We start from the raw sequence: 14,436 nt of genomic DNA, 5'->3' as shown, positions 1-14,436 counted from the left end.
CGGGGGGGGGGGGGAGCGACCCCCCCCCCCCAGAGGGGCGCCACCCCTGGGACTTTCCGGTGTCTTCCGCAAGGCGGGGCCGCGGGTGCGGCGCCCGCCTGGCCCAGCAAATCGCGAGCCTGTGCGACAGTCGGGTGTACCAAGGCGGGAATCTCGTGGAAACGCGAAGTCGGAGCCAGCGACACTTTCAAGGAATACCTCCCGTATCCAGCCCAGTCCAAAGACTCCAAAGCCCCGATGATAGCGCGCATCCCAACCAACAAATCCCACGGGTCGTGAGTATGGCGGATTAAACCCAGGTGCCGCTCCAGCAGCAGGAGCAGGCGCGGCCACATTCCCGCCACCCCCAGGAACCGGAAATGTTCACTAATCTCGGAAAGCCGGGATTCCTCGCGGTCATATTCATAAGCCACCAAGTGCGCTTCCCAGGCGACCTGCCAGGCATCCGTGGCTACCAGTCCGGGCAGCATCACCCGTAACAGTCGCGCCTTTTGTGGACCGGGAAGCTCATGAGTCAACATCCGCCACGAAACCTGCAGCGCCTGTTCAGGGTGGCGTTCCCAAGCCAGTTCTACCTGAGAAATATCGACCGCACGTCCCAGCGCCGGATGATCCGCCGGGGTAATCCGGTCAATAGCGCGGTCCAAGAAATACCGGTCACTAGCGGGGTTACCCAACGCCTCCCGCATCCGATGGCGCAAATAGTCTCCAGCCGCTGACGAGGGTCCCAGGCTATCTTGGAAAGCCTGCAAACCTGCCAGTAAATGATTCAACAGTGACAGGGGAACGTCGGGGTGAGTGCAAGCGCTTTCAATAACGTCGGGATAGTACCGGGCGAGCTGCTCCAGCTGGCGTGAATCATACAGTTCCGGGCGGTGCAGCAAACGCGTCAACGTTGAGGAAAATGCTTCCAGTGCCTTACCGGGGTTACGCCCTTCCAAATAGCAGCCAATCAGCTCAATTTCAGCCCCGGCCAGCAAGTCATCGTAGCCGGCGTCACGCGCCGCACTCACCACGTCCAAAGTCGCTTTCGTGCGTGGCAGCCCTGGCGGGATCGAAGCCGCATTCATCAACTGCGTGGCTAACACCGCAGCACTGTAAGAGGCAGAATCATCCGATGCGGAGTCGAAGGAGTAAGCATCATCTGAAAACGTTATGCTCAACAGACTCCCCCTTAAACTATCCCGGTTAAACTCACCATACCGGCGCGCGTTGCCCCGGCGCGCGTGACACACCGGGAAACCGGACGGGGGAACTCGTGAATATGCAAGAATGGGTGCTGATGAGCATTTTCGAGTCCGACGGTTTCGTTCCGGGAGTGGATCCAGAGATTCTGGCCAAGCAGATTAGCGATGATCTGGAAACAGCCCTGGGTGAACCCTTGAGTTTAGAGCGCCTGCACCGCTTGGAGGAACTGGCGACTTTGGCTCAAAAACACGGCTTGGACGAAACGGAAACTACCGTCCGCTTGGAACTCGTGTGGGATGCTCTCGAATCCGGCGACACCGAATCTGCCTTAGCCACTCTGTCGTGGGTGTTGCAGCAGGTCGCGCAGGGCCAAATGGTTCCCAACCAGACTCAAAACCAGGTCATTGCCCAGCAGATGCTGCAAATCCCCACCCTGGCAGCCCGGCACCCCGGCGTGAGCGCGAAACTACTCGAGCACCTGACTTTTTGGATGGAATATTTCACGACTGAAGCGGGTATTTCCTTGCGTTCCCGCTGGATTACCCGTCACCAGGTGGAACTGGGACGAGGCCACCGAGAAGCCGCTCGCGAAGCTCTCGATATTATTTCCGCTCTGGAGGAGGTGCCTCGCGAGGTCCGTGACGAAGCGGACTGTCCCCTGCACCATTTTCGTTCCCGCATCGCCTGGGCGGTCAACGCTTCGGAGTTTCCCCAAGCCCTATCCCTGTACCGCGACGCATTGGAACGCTGCGCCGAGTCAGATTGGCAGTGCATTCAACCTGATGACATCAACCCCCTTTTGATGCTGCCGCTGTCTTGGGCGGGCGAGGGCGACGCGGCGTGGCGCGCCCACGAACGCTCTTACCGCCACCAGACCGAAACGTCCCAATACCTCGGCGACATTGCCTCTCACCTGCGTTTTTGTGCGGCTACTTGGAACATTTCCGAGGGTTTGGAGCTGCTGGAAACCCACGCGCAGTGGTTCTCTAACCCTGAGGACCCTTGGGATTTGCTGGTGGCGACCCGTTCGGCGGCGACTTTCCTCTCCCGAGCCGTGGGGGCGTTCATCGGGACGGGCGCGAAAGTGCCGCCCCTCGGTTTTACTATCAACGGGTCGAATCGCTGGCTTCCTTTCGAGAGTCTCAATCCGAAAGATACCCTGGCGCTGGCACAAGCCCGGCTGGAGTCGGTCGCCATGAAACTTGCTCTGGCTTTTGACTCCCGCAACGCCAACAACACCATGTCCACGCGGGTCATTCAAAGCCTGCACGAAGCCCCGCTGTGTTCTTTCGCTTCGGTAAAAGACCTTTTGAGCGCCCGTTTTGGTGTGAAAAATCTGCTCGCTGAACAGGGCTTGAGCGAAAATAGTCCGGAATGGGTGCTGCCCGACCTAGATGACCCGTCCTGGTTGCGCCAACCCGTTCCAGAGTTTCGATTGCTGGACTTTTCACAGGCCGCTGCGGTTGAGAAACAGTTGCGGGCTTTCGAGGAATTAGTCGATTTTTCGGCGCTGCCGGCCGCAATCTCTGTTGATAAGGAACGCCTGGTACTGGGGGCAAACCGGGTGACGTTCCTGGCCGCGGCCGGGAAGTGGAACGCGGTTATCGATACGGGCGAACTGCTGCTGGAAATTGGTGAAAGAATTGATGATCATCGTCAATCGCTGCGTTTGGCGTGTTACCTGGTGCAAGCCTATTGGCAGTTGGACGATTTGGGCGCGGCGCGCAACTGGCTGGTGCGAGCTGATGAATTCGTAGATGCTACTGTTTCGGACAAACCTCGCGCGCTTTTGGACGATTTGTCCCTGTTGGCGGGATAAACTTTCCTCATGCAACGTTTCACCCTTCCTCCCGTTCCAGATTCTCTGGATGAGCTGTGTGAAGCGTACACAGATGCCACCGGCTCTTACGCGTGGCGTCTGGCTGACCGGATGCTGCGGACTTTTCCCAATGCTCCCCTCAGCGCGGTGGCGCCCCACCACGCTATTTCGTTCCTGCGATTGCGGGCGACCATTTTGGACGCTTTGGGGGATGTCAGCGCGTGTCGGGCTATCTTTAAGTTCGCCGCCACCCAAGCCGCGGGGGCGGGCGATATTGTGTCTCAAGCGGCGGCTCTCGCGCAGCTGCACGTAGACCGGTCTTTCCGTCTCGATGATGACACCGAACACGGCTCGCCTTTCGTAGGAGCAATTCGTCAAGATTTGCGAGACATCGTGGATTTGCTGTTGGATAACCCCGCGGCGATGACGCAAAATCCAGATTTGACCACCGCTACCCTCGCCCATCTGGTTCACGGGTTCGCCCTTATCGGCGCCAACGCCGATGGGCGGGAAACCCTGGACCAAGCTCGGGTCATCTGTCCCGAAAAAGAATCCCTCAAAGCCCGTTTGGACCTGGCTGACGCCGTGCTGTTGGCTTGCAGCGGGCAGATTGATGAGGCCTTAGAATTCGGCGAGCTTATCTTAGGACGAGATTCCGAGGATCCCCTGGCTCTGCAAGTCGAGGTGCGCGAGTTCCTGGGGACCTGGTATCGGGCTATCGGCCGTCACGTGGACGCGGCTAACCACCTCAGAATTGTGACCGACCTGTGCCGCGACTACGACCTGCCCTATATGGCGGTCGTTGCGGCGATGGAACAGATTTCTTCCCTGGTGGAATTGAACAAACTGGAAATCGTAGTTGATTTGGCTTCGTGGGCTCTGGACGTAGCCCACGATCTCGGCATCAACAACGAGGTGGTGCGAACCTTGGACATCGTCTTGGTCCAAAGTTTGGCCAGTTTGGGGCGTCACATTCAGGCCGTCAACTGTGCTGAAATCGCCGGCACCCGAGCGCGGGAGCACGGGGACGTTGATACCGCCATTCTGCTCTATGAAATGGGAGCGAAATCCGCCAGAATCAGCGGGGACCAGGCTCGCGCCGCGAACCTCTACGGTTTTTGCGCCGAACTCGCCGGCGGCGAAATTTCGCTGCAAGCCCGTTTCCTCCGCAAAGAATCTGCGGCCATTTTGGCCACCGTCGGACTGAAACCTCCCCGCGAAAAGCCCTCCGAGGAACCTTGTGCAGTTCCCCACACGGCAGACACCCCCGCCGCGAGAGTGGACGCTGAAACTCTAAAACACCTCGAGACTGCCCCGAATATTAATTCCATCGAAGCTCGTACCGCACTGTCCTTAGCGAAAGACCTCATGGATGAAGCCCTCTCCCTGTTGATGTCCACCCCGAAAGGAGAACGCGGCCTCGCCGCCCCGGAACTCGCCAAGTGGAATGAACTGCGCGCTTGGATGGCCGAGGTCGAGGAGGGTGCTCAGCCATCGGTAGCGTCTGACGAAAGTGCCCAGCTACCGCCAGATTTGCCTAGGGAGGACGAAGCATAATGGTCAATCGGATGGATACCACGCTGCTGCTGCCGGATTTAGCCAACCAGTATGCCACGGCGTCCCACTCCGTCAGCTTGCGCCTGCTCGCCTATGCTCTGCAGTCTTTCCCCCTAGCCGAGCCTTTCGCCCCTAGCCCCAATCGCAGCGAGACAGAAAATCTGAATATTTTGCGTCTTTGGGCAGACATGCTGGTGGCTCGCGGTGAAAACGGCGCGGCTGCCTCCACTTGGAAGCAAGTTGCGGTGTGGTGCCACCACCTGGACGACTTGCAGGGCGCTACCTACGCCCTGGTGCAAGCCCATGCCCTGCTCTTGCCCCAGATTCCCCCGGCAGAGGCTTCCGACACCGCGGCGCAGCTGATTAAGTTCCTCACCAGAGTCCCCGATTCGCTGGAAAAGTCTGAATCGATGATTGTTTTGGCAACCAGTCTGCTGGAACTGGGGGATTTGCGAGCCGCCCAAATCCTTCGCGACGAAGCGGCCGGCAGCTCGGCTCACGTTCGCCTGGATTCTGCGCTGTTACAAGCGAAAATACTCCTGGCTCAGGGACACCGGGAACAGGCACAGTTTTTCCTTGACGATTTGGAATGCAACCCGGGGATATTTTCTGACGTGCAAGGTGCCCGCATGACTATTGGCATGTTTCGCCTGAGCCTAGATCAGGACAGCGGAGACCTCGCCGCGGCGCTGGAGCGAGTGAAAACGTTATCCCAGCAGGCTAAATCAGAGGGTCTGCTGCTCCAACAAGCCCTGCTGAGCGCCACGCGTACTGAGCTCAGCGCCGAAATGCATCTGGATCAGGACGTCATCGTCCACGGCATCGAAACCCTCCAACTATTTGACCAGCTGAATCTGAGAGAAACCCGCCGCATCGGCATCAAAGCGATACTGGCTCGTTCGCTAGCGCGAATGGGGCGCGCCAAGAAAGGCATTGAATATGCCGAGGAAGTGTCGGCTTGGGCGCAGCGCCACGAAAACCTGGCACTGGAGCAAGAATTTACGGTCATCGCCGCGGACTTGGCGGCGCGCGACCTGCAAGGTATCCGCGCCGCCGGGCTCTATGGCTGCGCCGCGGATTTGTACAGCGAACAACCGCTCTTGCGGGCTCGCTACCTGCGGAAATGCGCGGTGCAACTGGTTTATTCCGCCGGGTCGGACCGGGAAACCACTATCCGCTGGGCGCTTTCGCTGCTGCGCGAAGCCGGGGATTTGCTCCACGGCATGGAACGCGACGGCGAAGTCGCCGCAGAACTCTCCGCTTGGGAATTCGACCGCCTGTGGATTCGCACCCGGAAATAGCTCGCCTGCCCGTAAACCGATGACAGGCGTGGTTTGTGTCCCCGGAAAGACGGCCACACCCCTGGTTTTCATTTGAACCGTAAGATAAAATGTTGCTGAGTTGTCGGTGTTCTGAAAGGGTTTCAACGATGAAAGCAAATTTGGTTCTTCAACGAATCGTTGCCCTATTTCTCAGTCTCGTCGTCGTGGCTCACTCCGGGTTCGCACTGTGGCAGCTGTACCTGAGCGGCAAAACATTTTACCCCTCTGAACACACCACCATTTACTATGCGTCGATTCCCCTTCCCTCCCAGCTGGCCGTGCTAGTCCTGGCGCTGGCTTCGTTTGGGTTCGTAGCGGTTTCCATGAAGCACGGGTTTTCTGTAGGGTGGCTCCTCCCCGCGCTGGTCCTTTCCACGCTTTGCCTTGTGGTGACCGGAATCGTGGGTCTGATTATGGCCATGCTAACCCTAGCAACCGCCACGGCCTACAGCTTGGCACGGTTTGCGCCCAAACTGGCTCGCGCAAAAACCCCGAACCCAAGGTCAGCTTAACTCCTAGGACGTAAAAACAGCGTGGGGCCGGTTGACAATCAACCAGCCCCACAACTTTGTTAGCTCCCTAGCCGTTGCTCTTTAAAGCGTTGAGCCGCGCTGCAACTTCCGCGTCTGCCGCGGACACATCCAGGGCGGCGAACTGTTCCTCCAGGGATTCGCTCTCTCCCGCCAGCTCGGCCTGACCGGCCGCCATGGCCTCGGCCCGGCGGACCTTTTCCTCAAAACGCCCCAGTTCGGAAGTCGGATCCATAATGTTAATCTTGGACACGGCCTGCTGCACCTGGGTTTGCGTGGCCGCGGTCTTCGAGCGAGCCACCAACGAGTCCCGCTTCGACTTCAACTCCTCCAGCTGCATCTTCATCGTGTTCAGCCCGGACTTGAGCTTATCCACCGTGGCGGTCTGAGAAGCAATAATCGGAGCCGCTTCCTCGACCTCCTTTTCAAAGCTAATCTGTTTCGTGATGGCGACCTTCGCCAGGTTGTCCATCTTGTCGGCTTCGGCCGCGTTGCCGGCAGCTCGCAGTTCATCGGCTTTTTTGGAAGCCGCCGCGGCTTTCGCCCCCCAATCGGTGGCGGCCTGCTGATCCTCATCGCGGTCGCGTTCCGCTAAACGCAGATTCCCAATCGTTTGCGCCACCGCCTGTTCAGCCTCCGCGATTTCATTGGTGTAATCACGTACCAGCTGGTCAAGCAGCTTTTCGGGGTCCTCTGCTTTGTCCAGCAGCGCGTTGATATTAGCCTTGGTAATTTGGGCAATACGTCCCAAAATAGATTGCTTTTCAGCCATTTTCTGTCCTTCCAGTCGAGCGGCTTGTGCGTTTTAACGCTATCGCACCCGCCGACGCGACCACTCACCCTTTGGGGTGATTTTTCGTCCCGAGAATCGTTCGCCAGACGGATTTGTTGGGGGTTGCATCTCACGTCACAAGGCCGGGTGGGCAGGTTTTCGGTTCTGGCGGTTTTCCGACTAAACTCTTGGGGTGATTACTGCCACTGACCTCACCTTGCGGATTGCGGACCGTGTCCTCATGGAACACGCTTCATTCCAGGTCAACAAAGGTATGCGGGTCGGCTTGGTGGGACGCAACGGCGCCGGCAAAACCACCCTGATGAGACTGCTGAGCGGTACCGGACTGCCCGACGCGATTCAGGTTGAGGGAACCGTGTCCCGGTCGAGCACCCCGGGTTACCTTCCCCAAGACCCTCGAGAAGTCGATCCTGACCAGATCGTGCGCGACCACATCTTGAGCGTGCGCGGACTCGATGTCATCGAAGCCAGAATCCGTAAGGCAGAGGAGGCGATGAGCCGCGAGACGGGCGAAAAACAGCAAAAGGCCATGGAAAAATATGTGCGCCTGGATCAGGAGTTTCATATGTCCGGCGGCTACGCGGCAGCTTCCGAGGCCGCACAAATTGCCGCTAACTTAGGGATTTCCAACGAAACGTTACGTCAGTCGTTAGGGACGCTCTCCGGGGGGCAACGCCGCCGGGTCGAACTGGCACGCGTGCTGTTTTCCGGGGCGGACACCCTGCTGTTGGACGAGCCCACCAACCACTTAGACCACGATTCCATAGTGTGGCTGCGCAGTTACCTGCGAACGTTTCCCGGCGGGGTCCTGATTATTTCGCACAACGTGAAACTTTTGGACGAAACCTTAAATCAGGTTTTGTACCTCGATGCGATGCGCGGCGCGTTGGACGTGTACCACATGGGCTGGAAAGCGTATTTGCAAGCTCGCGCTGACGACGAGGCGCGGCGGAAACGGGAAAGGGCGGTAGCGGAAAAGAAAGCCGCGGCCCTGCAAGCCCAGGGTGAGCGTCTGCACGCGAAAGCCACCAAGGCCGTGGCGGCCCAACAGATGTTGCGCCGGGCGGCGCAGCTGCTGGAAAATACCCAGGCGGAGGGTCCGAAAGAAAAAGTGGCCAAACTCGATTTCCCGCAGCCCCAGCCTTGTGGGAAAGTTCCCCTAGCTGCTGAGGGGATTTCCAAAACCTACGGTTCCCTGGAAGTCTTTACCGACCTGACGCTGGCTATCGACCGCGGCTCAAAAGTAGTGGTGTTAGGGTTCAACGGTGCGGGGAAAACGACCATGTTGCGTATCTTGGCTGGTCTGGAGACCAGCGACACTGGACGGGTGGTTGCCGGTCACGGACTGAAGCTCGGCTATTACGCTCAGGAACACGAGACCCTGGACGATTCCCTGTCCGTGGTAGAGAATCTGCGCCAGGCTGCTCCAGAACTTGACGACACCCAGGTGCGTTCCCTGTTGGGACAGTTCCTGTTCTCCGGGGCGGACGCCGACAAACCCACCGCGGTACTGTCCGGTGGCGAAAAGACACGCCTAGCTTTGGCGACGTTGGTGGTGAGTGGGGCGAACGTGCTGCTGCTGGACGAACCGACCAATAACCTGGACCCCGCCTCACGGGAGGAAATCCTGAACTCCTTGGCCACTTATGAGGGTGCGGTTATCCTGGTCACCCACGATCCGGGCGCGGTGAAAGCGCTGGATCCGCAACGAGTCCTGCTGCTGCCCGATGGCGATGAGGACCTGTGGGACGAAACGTATTTGGAACTCGTTGAGGTGGATTGAGCCGTGGTCTTTGCACACCACACAAAACGGTAAACTGTTTGAGACAGACTAGAGAGGAAAACTGATGCGTTACCAAAAGACAGTCGCCAGCGTCCTGGGGGCAGCACTGCTTGCCGTAGCGTTGAGCGGATGTGCCGGCACGAAACAGACTCTGGACAACCCTGACAGCGCTTACATCAAGCAAAAGGATTCTCTGCCAACGATGGTGAAACAGTTTTCCGGCCCGAACCTCGCCATTATTTTAGGTGGGTTAAAGATTAAGGGCGACAGCTTGAAAGTGTATGACGAAGAAACGACCGCCTCGATGCGCTCCGCGGATCATCAAGCCTTGGATCTGTTGCGGGAAACCACGTTTAAACCCGAAATGTGCCAGCAAAAGCTCATCGCCTCCTATACCGACAAACCGGAAATCCCCGCGGCTTTTTCCCAAGCTAACCTCAACAATCACGCTACGGTAGTGCGCTCTCAACTGCGGGCCTACCCGTCCGTGGCGCAGGCCCAGAAAGCGATTCAAGTCCAGCGGGATTTGGCTCAAGCCTGCCCTACTTATGCGGTGACAGCTCCCGGAGGCGCCAGCTCCCAGCAAACCACCGCCGCGGCGGATTATCCGCTTGACGGAGCCCAAGACGGCTTGATGATGACTTACGGAACGGACCGCGGTGAAGGCCAGATTGCCCCCACCGAAGTCGGGGTGTTTCAGCGGGTCGGCAACTTGGAAATTCGGGTGTATTTTGATGGCAAAAATCCCGTCATGGATGCCAACGAGGCTCGCGCCGAATTGCAGGAATTCGTAACGTACCTGGGGCAAGCTCTGATTGCGAAAGCAAAGTAACTCCCGAGGAAAGCCTCGTCCCGGTTCCAAAAGTTTCTGGTAGCGGCCCGCCTGGAGCCGGCGGCGTTAGCTGCGCGGAGTGCCACTAATGTACGGCTTGGGAATGGGGGCTTCGTCGCCCAAACGCGCCGCCCAGGCTAGGGGCAGCGACGGATCAGTCAGCAAAGGCCGGCCGACCTGGACCACGGAGGCTTGACCGTTGACCAAAATCTGTTCAGCTTGTGCCGGTTCGGTAATCATGCCGACAGCCGAAACGGGCAAGGGCCCCCGGTCTTGAATCTCGGTGGCGTATTTCACCTGGTAACCCGGGGCCTGCGGAATCTCTACCCCGTCAATCAAACCGCCGGTGGACACGTCGATAAAGTCAACCCCGAAAGCGGCCAAATCCTGGACAATCCGACCCCAGTCCTCCAGAGTAACGTCGCGCTGTAGCCCGAATGCTCCGCTGGGAACCCAGTTAGTCGCCGAAATCCGCATCAGAAGCGGGAAATTTTCCCCCAACTCTCCGCGAATCGCAATAACCAGTTCACGCCAAAATCGGAAACGCCCCTGTAAATCCCCGCCGTATTCATCGGTACGCTGGTTGGTCAGCGGAGAAATGAACTGACTCAACAGGTAGCCGTGGGCGCCGTGAAGTTCCACAAAATCGAAACCGGCCGCCAAAGCGCGGCGGATAGCGCAGACGAAGTCCGCTTGAGTTTTGCGTATATCCGCAGGGGTCATTTCGCGAGGAACCTCGTGGCGAGAGGTAAACGGAATCGGGCTGGGCGCAATGGTATGCCAGCCGATGCCTCCCAGGGAGGAGTCCTCGGGAGCCAGGGGCGTGCCGGAAGGAGACGTGGAGGCTTTCCTGCCGGCGTGAGAAATCTGGATACCGGCAGCCGCGCCGCCCTCTTTGATGAGGGTGGCCAGCCGGGCAAAAGCCGGAATTTTTTCGTCCCGGTCCAGCATCAAATCAAAGGGCGTGATGCGCCCCTCCGGGCTGACAGCGGTCGCTTCCACGATGACGGCACCCACCCCGCCTGACGCCCTGGCTCCATAATGAACTTCGTGCCAATCGTTAGGCCAACCCGCGGAGGGGCCCTCGGAAGATGCGGTAAATTGGCACATCGGCGGCATCCACAGACGGTTGCGGGTTTCGAGTTTTTTCAGCCGAAACGGCGTAAAAAGGTGGGACATGGGGTAATTCTAACAAGAGCCGGGACATCTTTGTTGCGCAAGCTATCCCGGTAGCTGTACCAAAATCGTCAAAAACGATGCGCACTGCGCAGATTTGCAGTACTCACCAGATAACGCCGAGTTAAGTGCCTGTACTGAAATCACACGTTGAAACCGAGGGCCCGCAGCTGCTCGCGGCCGTCCTCGGTGATTTTGTCCGGGCCCCACGGCGGCAGCCACACCCAGTTGATGGATACGGTTTTCATCAAATCTTCCAGTACGAAACGGCACTGGCGCTCAATCATATCCGTCAGCGGACAGCCAGCAGAGGTCAGGGTCATGTCAATAACCAGGTCGTCTCCGTCCAGATGCAGTCCGTAAAGCAACCCCAAATCCACGATGTTGATGCCCAGTTCCGGGTCGATAACGTCCTTCAGCAACTCCACAATTTCTTCCACCAAGGCACGCTGCTGTTCGGAGAGTTCCGCGCCGGGATTCGCCACGGCATCCGCCGCTATCCCATCAACCAAGGTTGCCGCCCCTGCTGGTGCGGTGCTGACCTCTGATTCCACCGCCGCGCTGGCGTGCGGAGTGCCCAACTCTTCCAATAGCTCTTTACTCAAGGGTTCTTCACTCATGGGTTTACTCCTTTGTCATTTGAGGGGTTTCAGGGTCAGAAGGCCGGTTCATCACTTTCGGGTCACAGTGCGGCGCTGCCTGCGTGCCGCCGCCGGTTCCATCAGTCGCCACAGCTTGGGCCAGCGCATCTTTCAAGGCCATCCACCCCAGCAGGGCGCATTTCACGCGGTTGACATAGCGGGAAACGCCTTCCAGGCTGGAGGCATCGCCCAGACGATCAAGCAAATCCTCATCCACGCCCCGGCCTCGTGAATGCATCATTTCGTTGAAATCCTGTTCCAGCCCGTGCACAGTTTCCAGGTCTTGGCCCTCCACCAGCTCCCACATCATCGACAGAGAGGCCTGCGAAATCGAGCAGCCGTGCCCGTCCCACACCAGGTTACGCAACTTTCCGTCAGCCACTTCCACCTGCAGCGTAACCTCATCTCCGCAGGTCGGATTGACCTGATGAGAACTGGCAGCCCAGCCGGGCAGGGTGCCGGCTCCATGCCGAGCCTTGGACTGCTCCAAGATGAGCTGCTGATACAGGTTTTCCAGTTCGTTCACTTGTGTTCCTTCTGTCTATTCAGCTATCCCCTGGCGTGACACCAAAGAACTTTGCGGCCTGCGGAAGCGCTTGCAGCCAGCGGTCAATCTCATCAATAGTCGTGGTGGGGCTGAACGTGGCTCGCGTGGAGGCGCTCATCTCAAAGAAACGATGCAGCGGAATGGCGCAGTGATGCCCGACCCGCACCGCCACACCTTGAGAATCCAAGTATTGCCCCAGGTCATGAGGGTGAATCCCTTTCATTTCAAAGGACAATACCCCAGCGCGATGCGTCATGTCGGTGGGACCGAGCAGTTTCACGCCAGGAATCTCCACCAGCCTCGGCAGGGCGTAAGCGGTGAGGGCCTGTTCGTGTGCAGCGACCCGTTCCATCCCCAGTTCCTGCAGGTATTTGCACGCGGCGGCCCAACCCACAATCTGGGCGACCGGTTGGGTGCCAGCTTCAAAGCGGTAGGGTGCCGGCAGGAAAGTCGTTTCCTCCACCGTCACGTTTTCAATCATGGAACCGCCGCTGAGGAACACCGGCAGCTGTTCGAGCAGCTCACGGCGCCCCCACAAGGCTCCCACCCCGGTGGGGCCGAGCATCTTGTGCGCGGAAAAACACGCGAAATCAACCCCGAGCTGATCGACTTCCAGCGGTAGGTGGGCACTGGATTGGCAGGTATCCATAACGACGATGGCACCGACCGCCCGGGCAGCGGCAATAATTGGCGCAATGTCCGTCACCGCCCCGGTCACGTTGGACAGGTGTGTGAACGCAACGACCCGCGTGCGCGGCGTAATGACGTTCTCTAGGCCGCTCACGTCCAGGCGCCCGTTGGGGGTCAGCTCGATGACTTTCGTAACGGCTCCGGTGCGTTTGGCCACCAGCTGCCACGGCACCAGATTGGCGTGATGCTCCGCCCTGGTGAACACGATTTCATCGCCCGGTTGCAAGGCAAAAGGTCCTCCCGCGCGTTCCCAAGTGGCGGCGGCAAACCCGTAAGCCACCAGGTTCAGTGCCTCAGTGGCTCCCGAGGTCCACACGATTTCTTCGGGGTCGCTCACTCCCAAGAAGTCCGCGACGTCCTGGCGGGCATCTTCAAACAAGGCCGTCGCTTCGTCTCCGAGCTGGTGAGTGCCCCGGTGTACCGCCCCGTTGTGGCGGCGGTAAAAATCGTCAATGGCGTCCAACACGACCGCCGGCTTTTGTGAGGTTGCCCCCGAGTCCAGGTAGTCGATGGGCTGACCGTCGCGTCCCGAAACGCTGAGAATCGGAAAATCCGCGCGAATCCGAGCGAGTTCCGCTTCGCTAAAATCTGTCGCCGGGCCTGTTACCATGACAATTCTTTCCCTTCGCCGCTCACGCCGCCCTTAAGCAGCCGTCGAGGCTCCCAGGTACTTGTCGTAGCCCTCGGCTTCGAGTTCATCGGCCAGTTCCGGTCCGCCCTCTTTGCTGATGCGCCCGTCCACAAACACATGGACAAAATCGGGGTGAACGTAACGCAAAATCCGGGAATAGTGGGTAATCAGCAGGATTCCGGTATTGGCGGCCTCATGCACCCGGTTGATGCCCTCGGAAACAACCTTAAGAGCGTCAATGTCCAAGCCGGAATCTGTTTCGTCCAAAATCGCGAACTGCGGCGCCAGCAGCTGCATTTGCAGGATTTCCAGGCGTTTCTTTTCTCCGCCGGAAAAGCCCGCGTTCAGATCCCGGCTGGCAAATTCTTTCTCCATCTTAAAGTCGTCAAAAGCCCCGTTGACTTCTTTCATCCATTTACGCAGCGCCGGAGCCTGCCCCGCCACTGCAGTTTTAGCGGTGCGCAAGAAGTTCGACACGCTCACCCCGGGGACCTCGACCGGGTACTGCATCGCCAAGAACAGTCCCGCCCGAGCGCGCTCGTCCACACTCATCTCCAAAATGTTCTTGCCGTCCAGCCGGGCTTCACCGCCGGTGACCTCATACTTCGGGTGTCCCGCCAGGACATAGCTCAAAGTCGATTTGCCCGAACCGTTGGGTCCCATAATGGCGTGTACTTCGCCGGAGTTGATGGTCAGGTTTACGCCTTTCAATATCTTTTTCGGCCCCTCCGGGGTCTCCACCTGGGCTTTGAGGTTCTTTACTTCCAACACTGACACTGTTTTCTCCTGTTTCCTTTTTTCATTCCAAGCTGTTCGGCACGTTTCGTGCTGAGATGGGCTTCGTTATGCTCTCACGTCCACTGCAATGAAACCGTCGGCAATTTGGACGGGGTAAATCTGAAGGGGGTCGTATGCCGTCTTCTGCTT

General features: G+C 58.6%; 13 protein-coding genes. 6 read left to right on the top strand and 7 right to left on the bottom strand.

What is annotated here, in order from left to right; genetic code table 11:
• A partial coding sequence (locus AC5LBQ_RS08295; RefSeq protein WP_493265180.1) for a hypothetical protein occupies nucleotides 1-1,163 on the bottom strand: 1,163 nt, incomplete at its 3' end.
• Nucleotides 1,164-1,264: 101 nt separating this feature from the next.
• On the opposite strand from AC5LBQ_RS08295, the gene AC5LBQ_RS08290 reads away from it, so the two are divergent.
• The 4 genes from AC5LBQ_RS08290 (at nucleotide 1,265) to AC5LBQ_RS08275 (ending at nucleotide 6,398) form a co-directional block, all read left to right on the top strand.
• Nucleotides 1,265-3,007, top strand: a complete 1,743-nt coding sequence (locus tag AC5LBQ_RS08290) for a hypothetical protein (RefSeq protein WP_307741754.1) — start codon at nucleotides 1,265-1,267, stop codon at nucleotides 3,005-3,007.
• A 9-nt stretch (nucleotides 3,008-3,016) separates the two neighbouring features.
• A complete protein-coding gene (locus AC5LBQ_RS08285) occupies nucleotides 3,017-4,564 on the top strand; it encodes a hypothetical protein (RefSeq protein ID WP_297346601.1) in 1,548 nt (515 codons plus the stop codon).
• 11 nt (nucleotides 4,565-4,575) lie between these two features.
• Nucleotides 4,576-5,865, top strand: a complete 1,290-nt coding sequence (locus tag AC5LBQ_RS08280) for an exopolyphosphatase (protein ID WP_493265179.1) — start codon at nucleotides 4,576-4,578, stop codon at nucleotides 5,863-5,865.
• Between the two features lie 128 nt (nucleotides 5,866-5,993).
• Nucleotides 5,994-6,398, top strand: coding sequence for a hypothetical protein (locus AC5LBQ_RS08275; RefSeq protein WP_493265178.1), 405 nt, complete (start codon nucleotides 5,994-5,996; stop codon nucleotides 6,396-6,398).
• 67 nt (nucleotides 6,399-6,465) lie between these two features.
• On the opposite strand, the gene AC5LBQ_RS08270 is transcribed toward AC5LBQ_RS08275, so the two are convergent.
• On the bottom strand, nucleotides 6,466-7,188 hold the full coding sequence (locus tag AC5LBQ_RS08270) for a PspA/IM30 family protein (RefSeq protein ID WP_311498183.1): 723 nt from the start codon (nucleotides 7,186-7,188) through the stop codon (nucleotides 6,466-6,468).
• Between the two features lie 193 nt (nucleotides 7,189-7,381).
• Between AC5LBQ_RS08270 and AC5LBQ_RS08265 the strand changes: the two genes are divergently transcribed.
• The gene (locus tag AC5LBQ_RS08265) at nucleotides 7,382-8,992 is read left to right on the top strand and encodes an ABC-F family ATP-binding cassette domain-containing protein (protein WP_307741739.1); all 1,611 of its coding nucleotides are present in this window, start codon (nucleotides 7,382-7,384) and stop codon (nucleotides 8,990-8,992) included.
• A 64-nt stretch (nucleotides 8,993-9,056) separates the two neighbouring features.
• On the top strand, nucleotides 9,057-9,824 hold the full coding sequence (locus AC5LBQ_RS08260) for a hypothetical protein (protein ID WP_297346671.1): 768 nt from the start codon (nucleotides 9,057-9,059) through the stop codon (nucleotides 9,822-9,824).
• Nucleotides 9,825-9,890: 66 nt separating this feature from the next.
• Here AC5LBQ_RS08260 and AC5LBQ_RS08255 read toward each other — a convergent pair whose 3' ends face one another.
• From AC5LBQ_RS08255 to sufC, 5 genes are all read right to left on the bottom strand, one after another.
• Nucleotides 9,891-11,003 carry an NADH:flavin oxidoreductase/NADH oxidase gene (locus tag AC5LBQ_RS08255; protein WP_321076685.1) on the bottom strand — a complete coding sequence of 371 codons (1,113 nt, stop codon included), beginning with the start codon at nucleotides 11,001-11,003 and terminating at the stop codon, nucleotides 9,891-9,893.
• Between the two features lie 140 nt (nucleotides 11,004-11,143).
• The gene (locus AC5LBQ_RS08250; RefSeq protein WP_297346669.1) at nucleotides 11,144-11,620 is read right to left on the bottom strand and encodes a metal-sulfur cluster assembly factor; all 477 of its coding nucleotides are present in this window, start codon (nucleotides 11,618-11,620) and stop codon (nucleotides 11,144-11,146) included.
• Nucleotides 11,621-11,624: 4 nt separating this feature from the next.
• Nucleotides 11,625-12,167 (bottom strand): Fe-S cluster assembly sulfur transfer protein SufU, encoded by a 543-nt coding sequence (sufU, locus tag AC5LBQ_RS08245; protein WP_493265177.1) that lies wholly within the window; start codon nucleotides 12,165-12,167, stop codon nucleotides 11,625-11,627.
• Between the two features lie 19 nt (nucleotides 12,168-12,186).
• On the bottom strand, nucleotides 12,187-13,488 hold the full coding sequence (locus AC5LBQ_RS08240; RefSeq protein WP_297346667.1) for an aminotransferase class V-fold PLP-dependent enzyme: 1,302 nt from the start codon (nucleotides 13,486-13,488) through the stop codon (nucleotides 12,187-12,189).
• 33 nt (nucleotides 13,489-13,521) lie between these two features.
• Nucleotides 13,522-14,286: a Fe-S cluster assembly ATPase SufC gene (gene sufC / locus AC5LBQ_RS08235; protein WP_297346666.1), complete on the bottom strand. Its 765-nt coding sequence runs from the start codon at nucleotides 14,284-14,286 to the stop codon at nucleotides 13,522-13,524.
• Between the last annotated feature and the right edge of the window lie 150 nt (nucleotides 14,287-14,436).

The organism is Mobiluncus sp., from assembly GCF_985070215.1.
The sequence above is the reverse complement of the archived record's forward strand: the minus strand, read 5'-3'. Positions and strand labels throughout refer to the sequence as shown.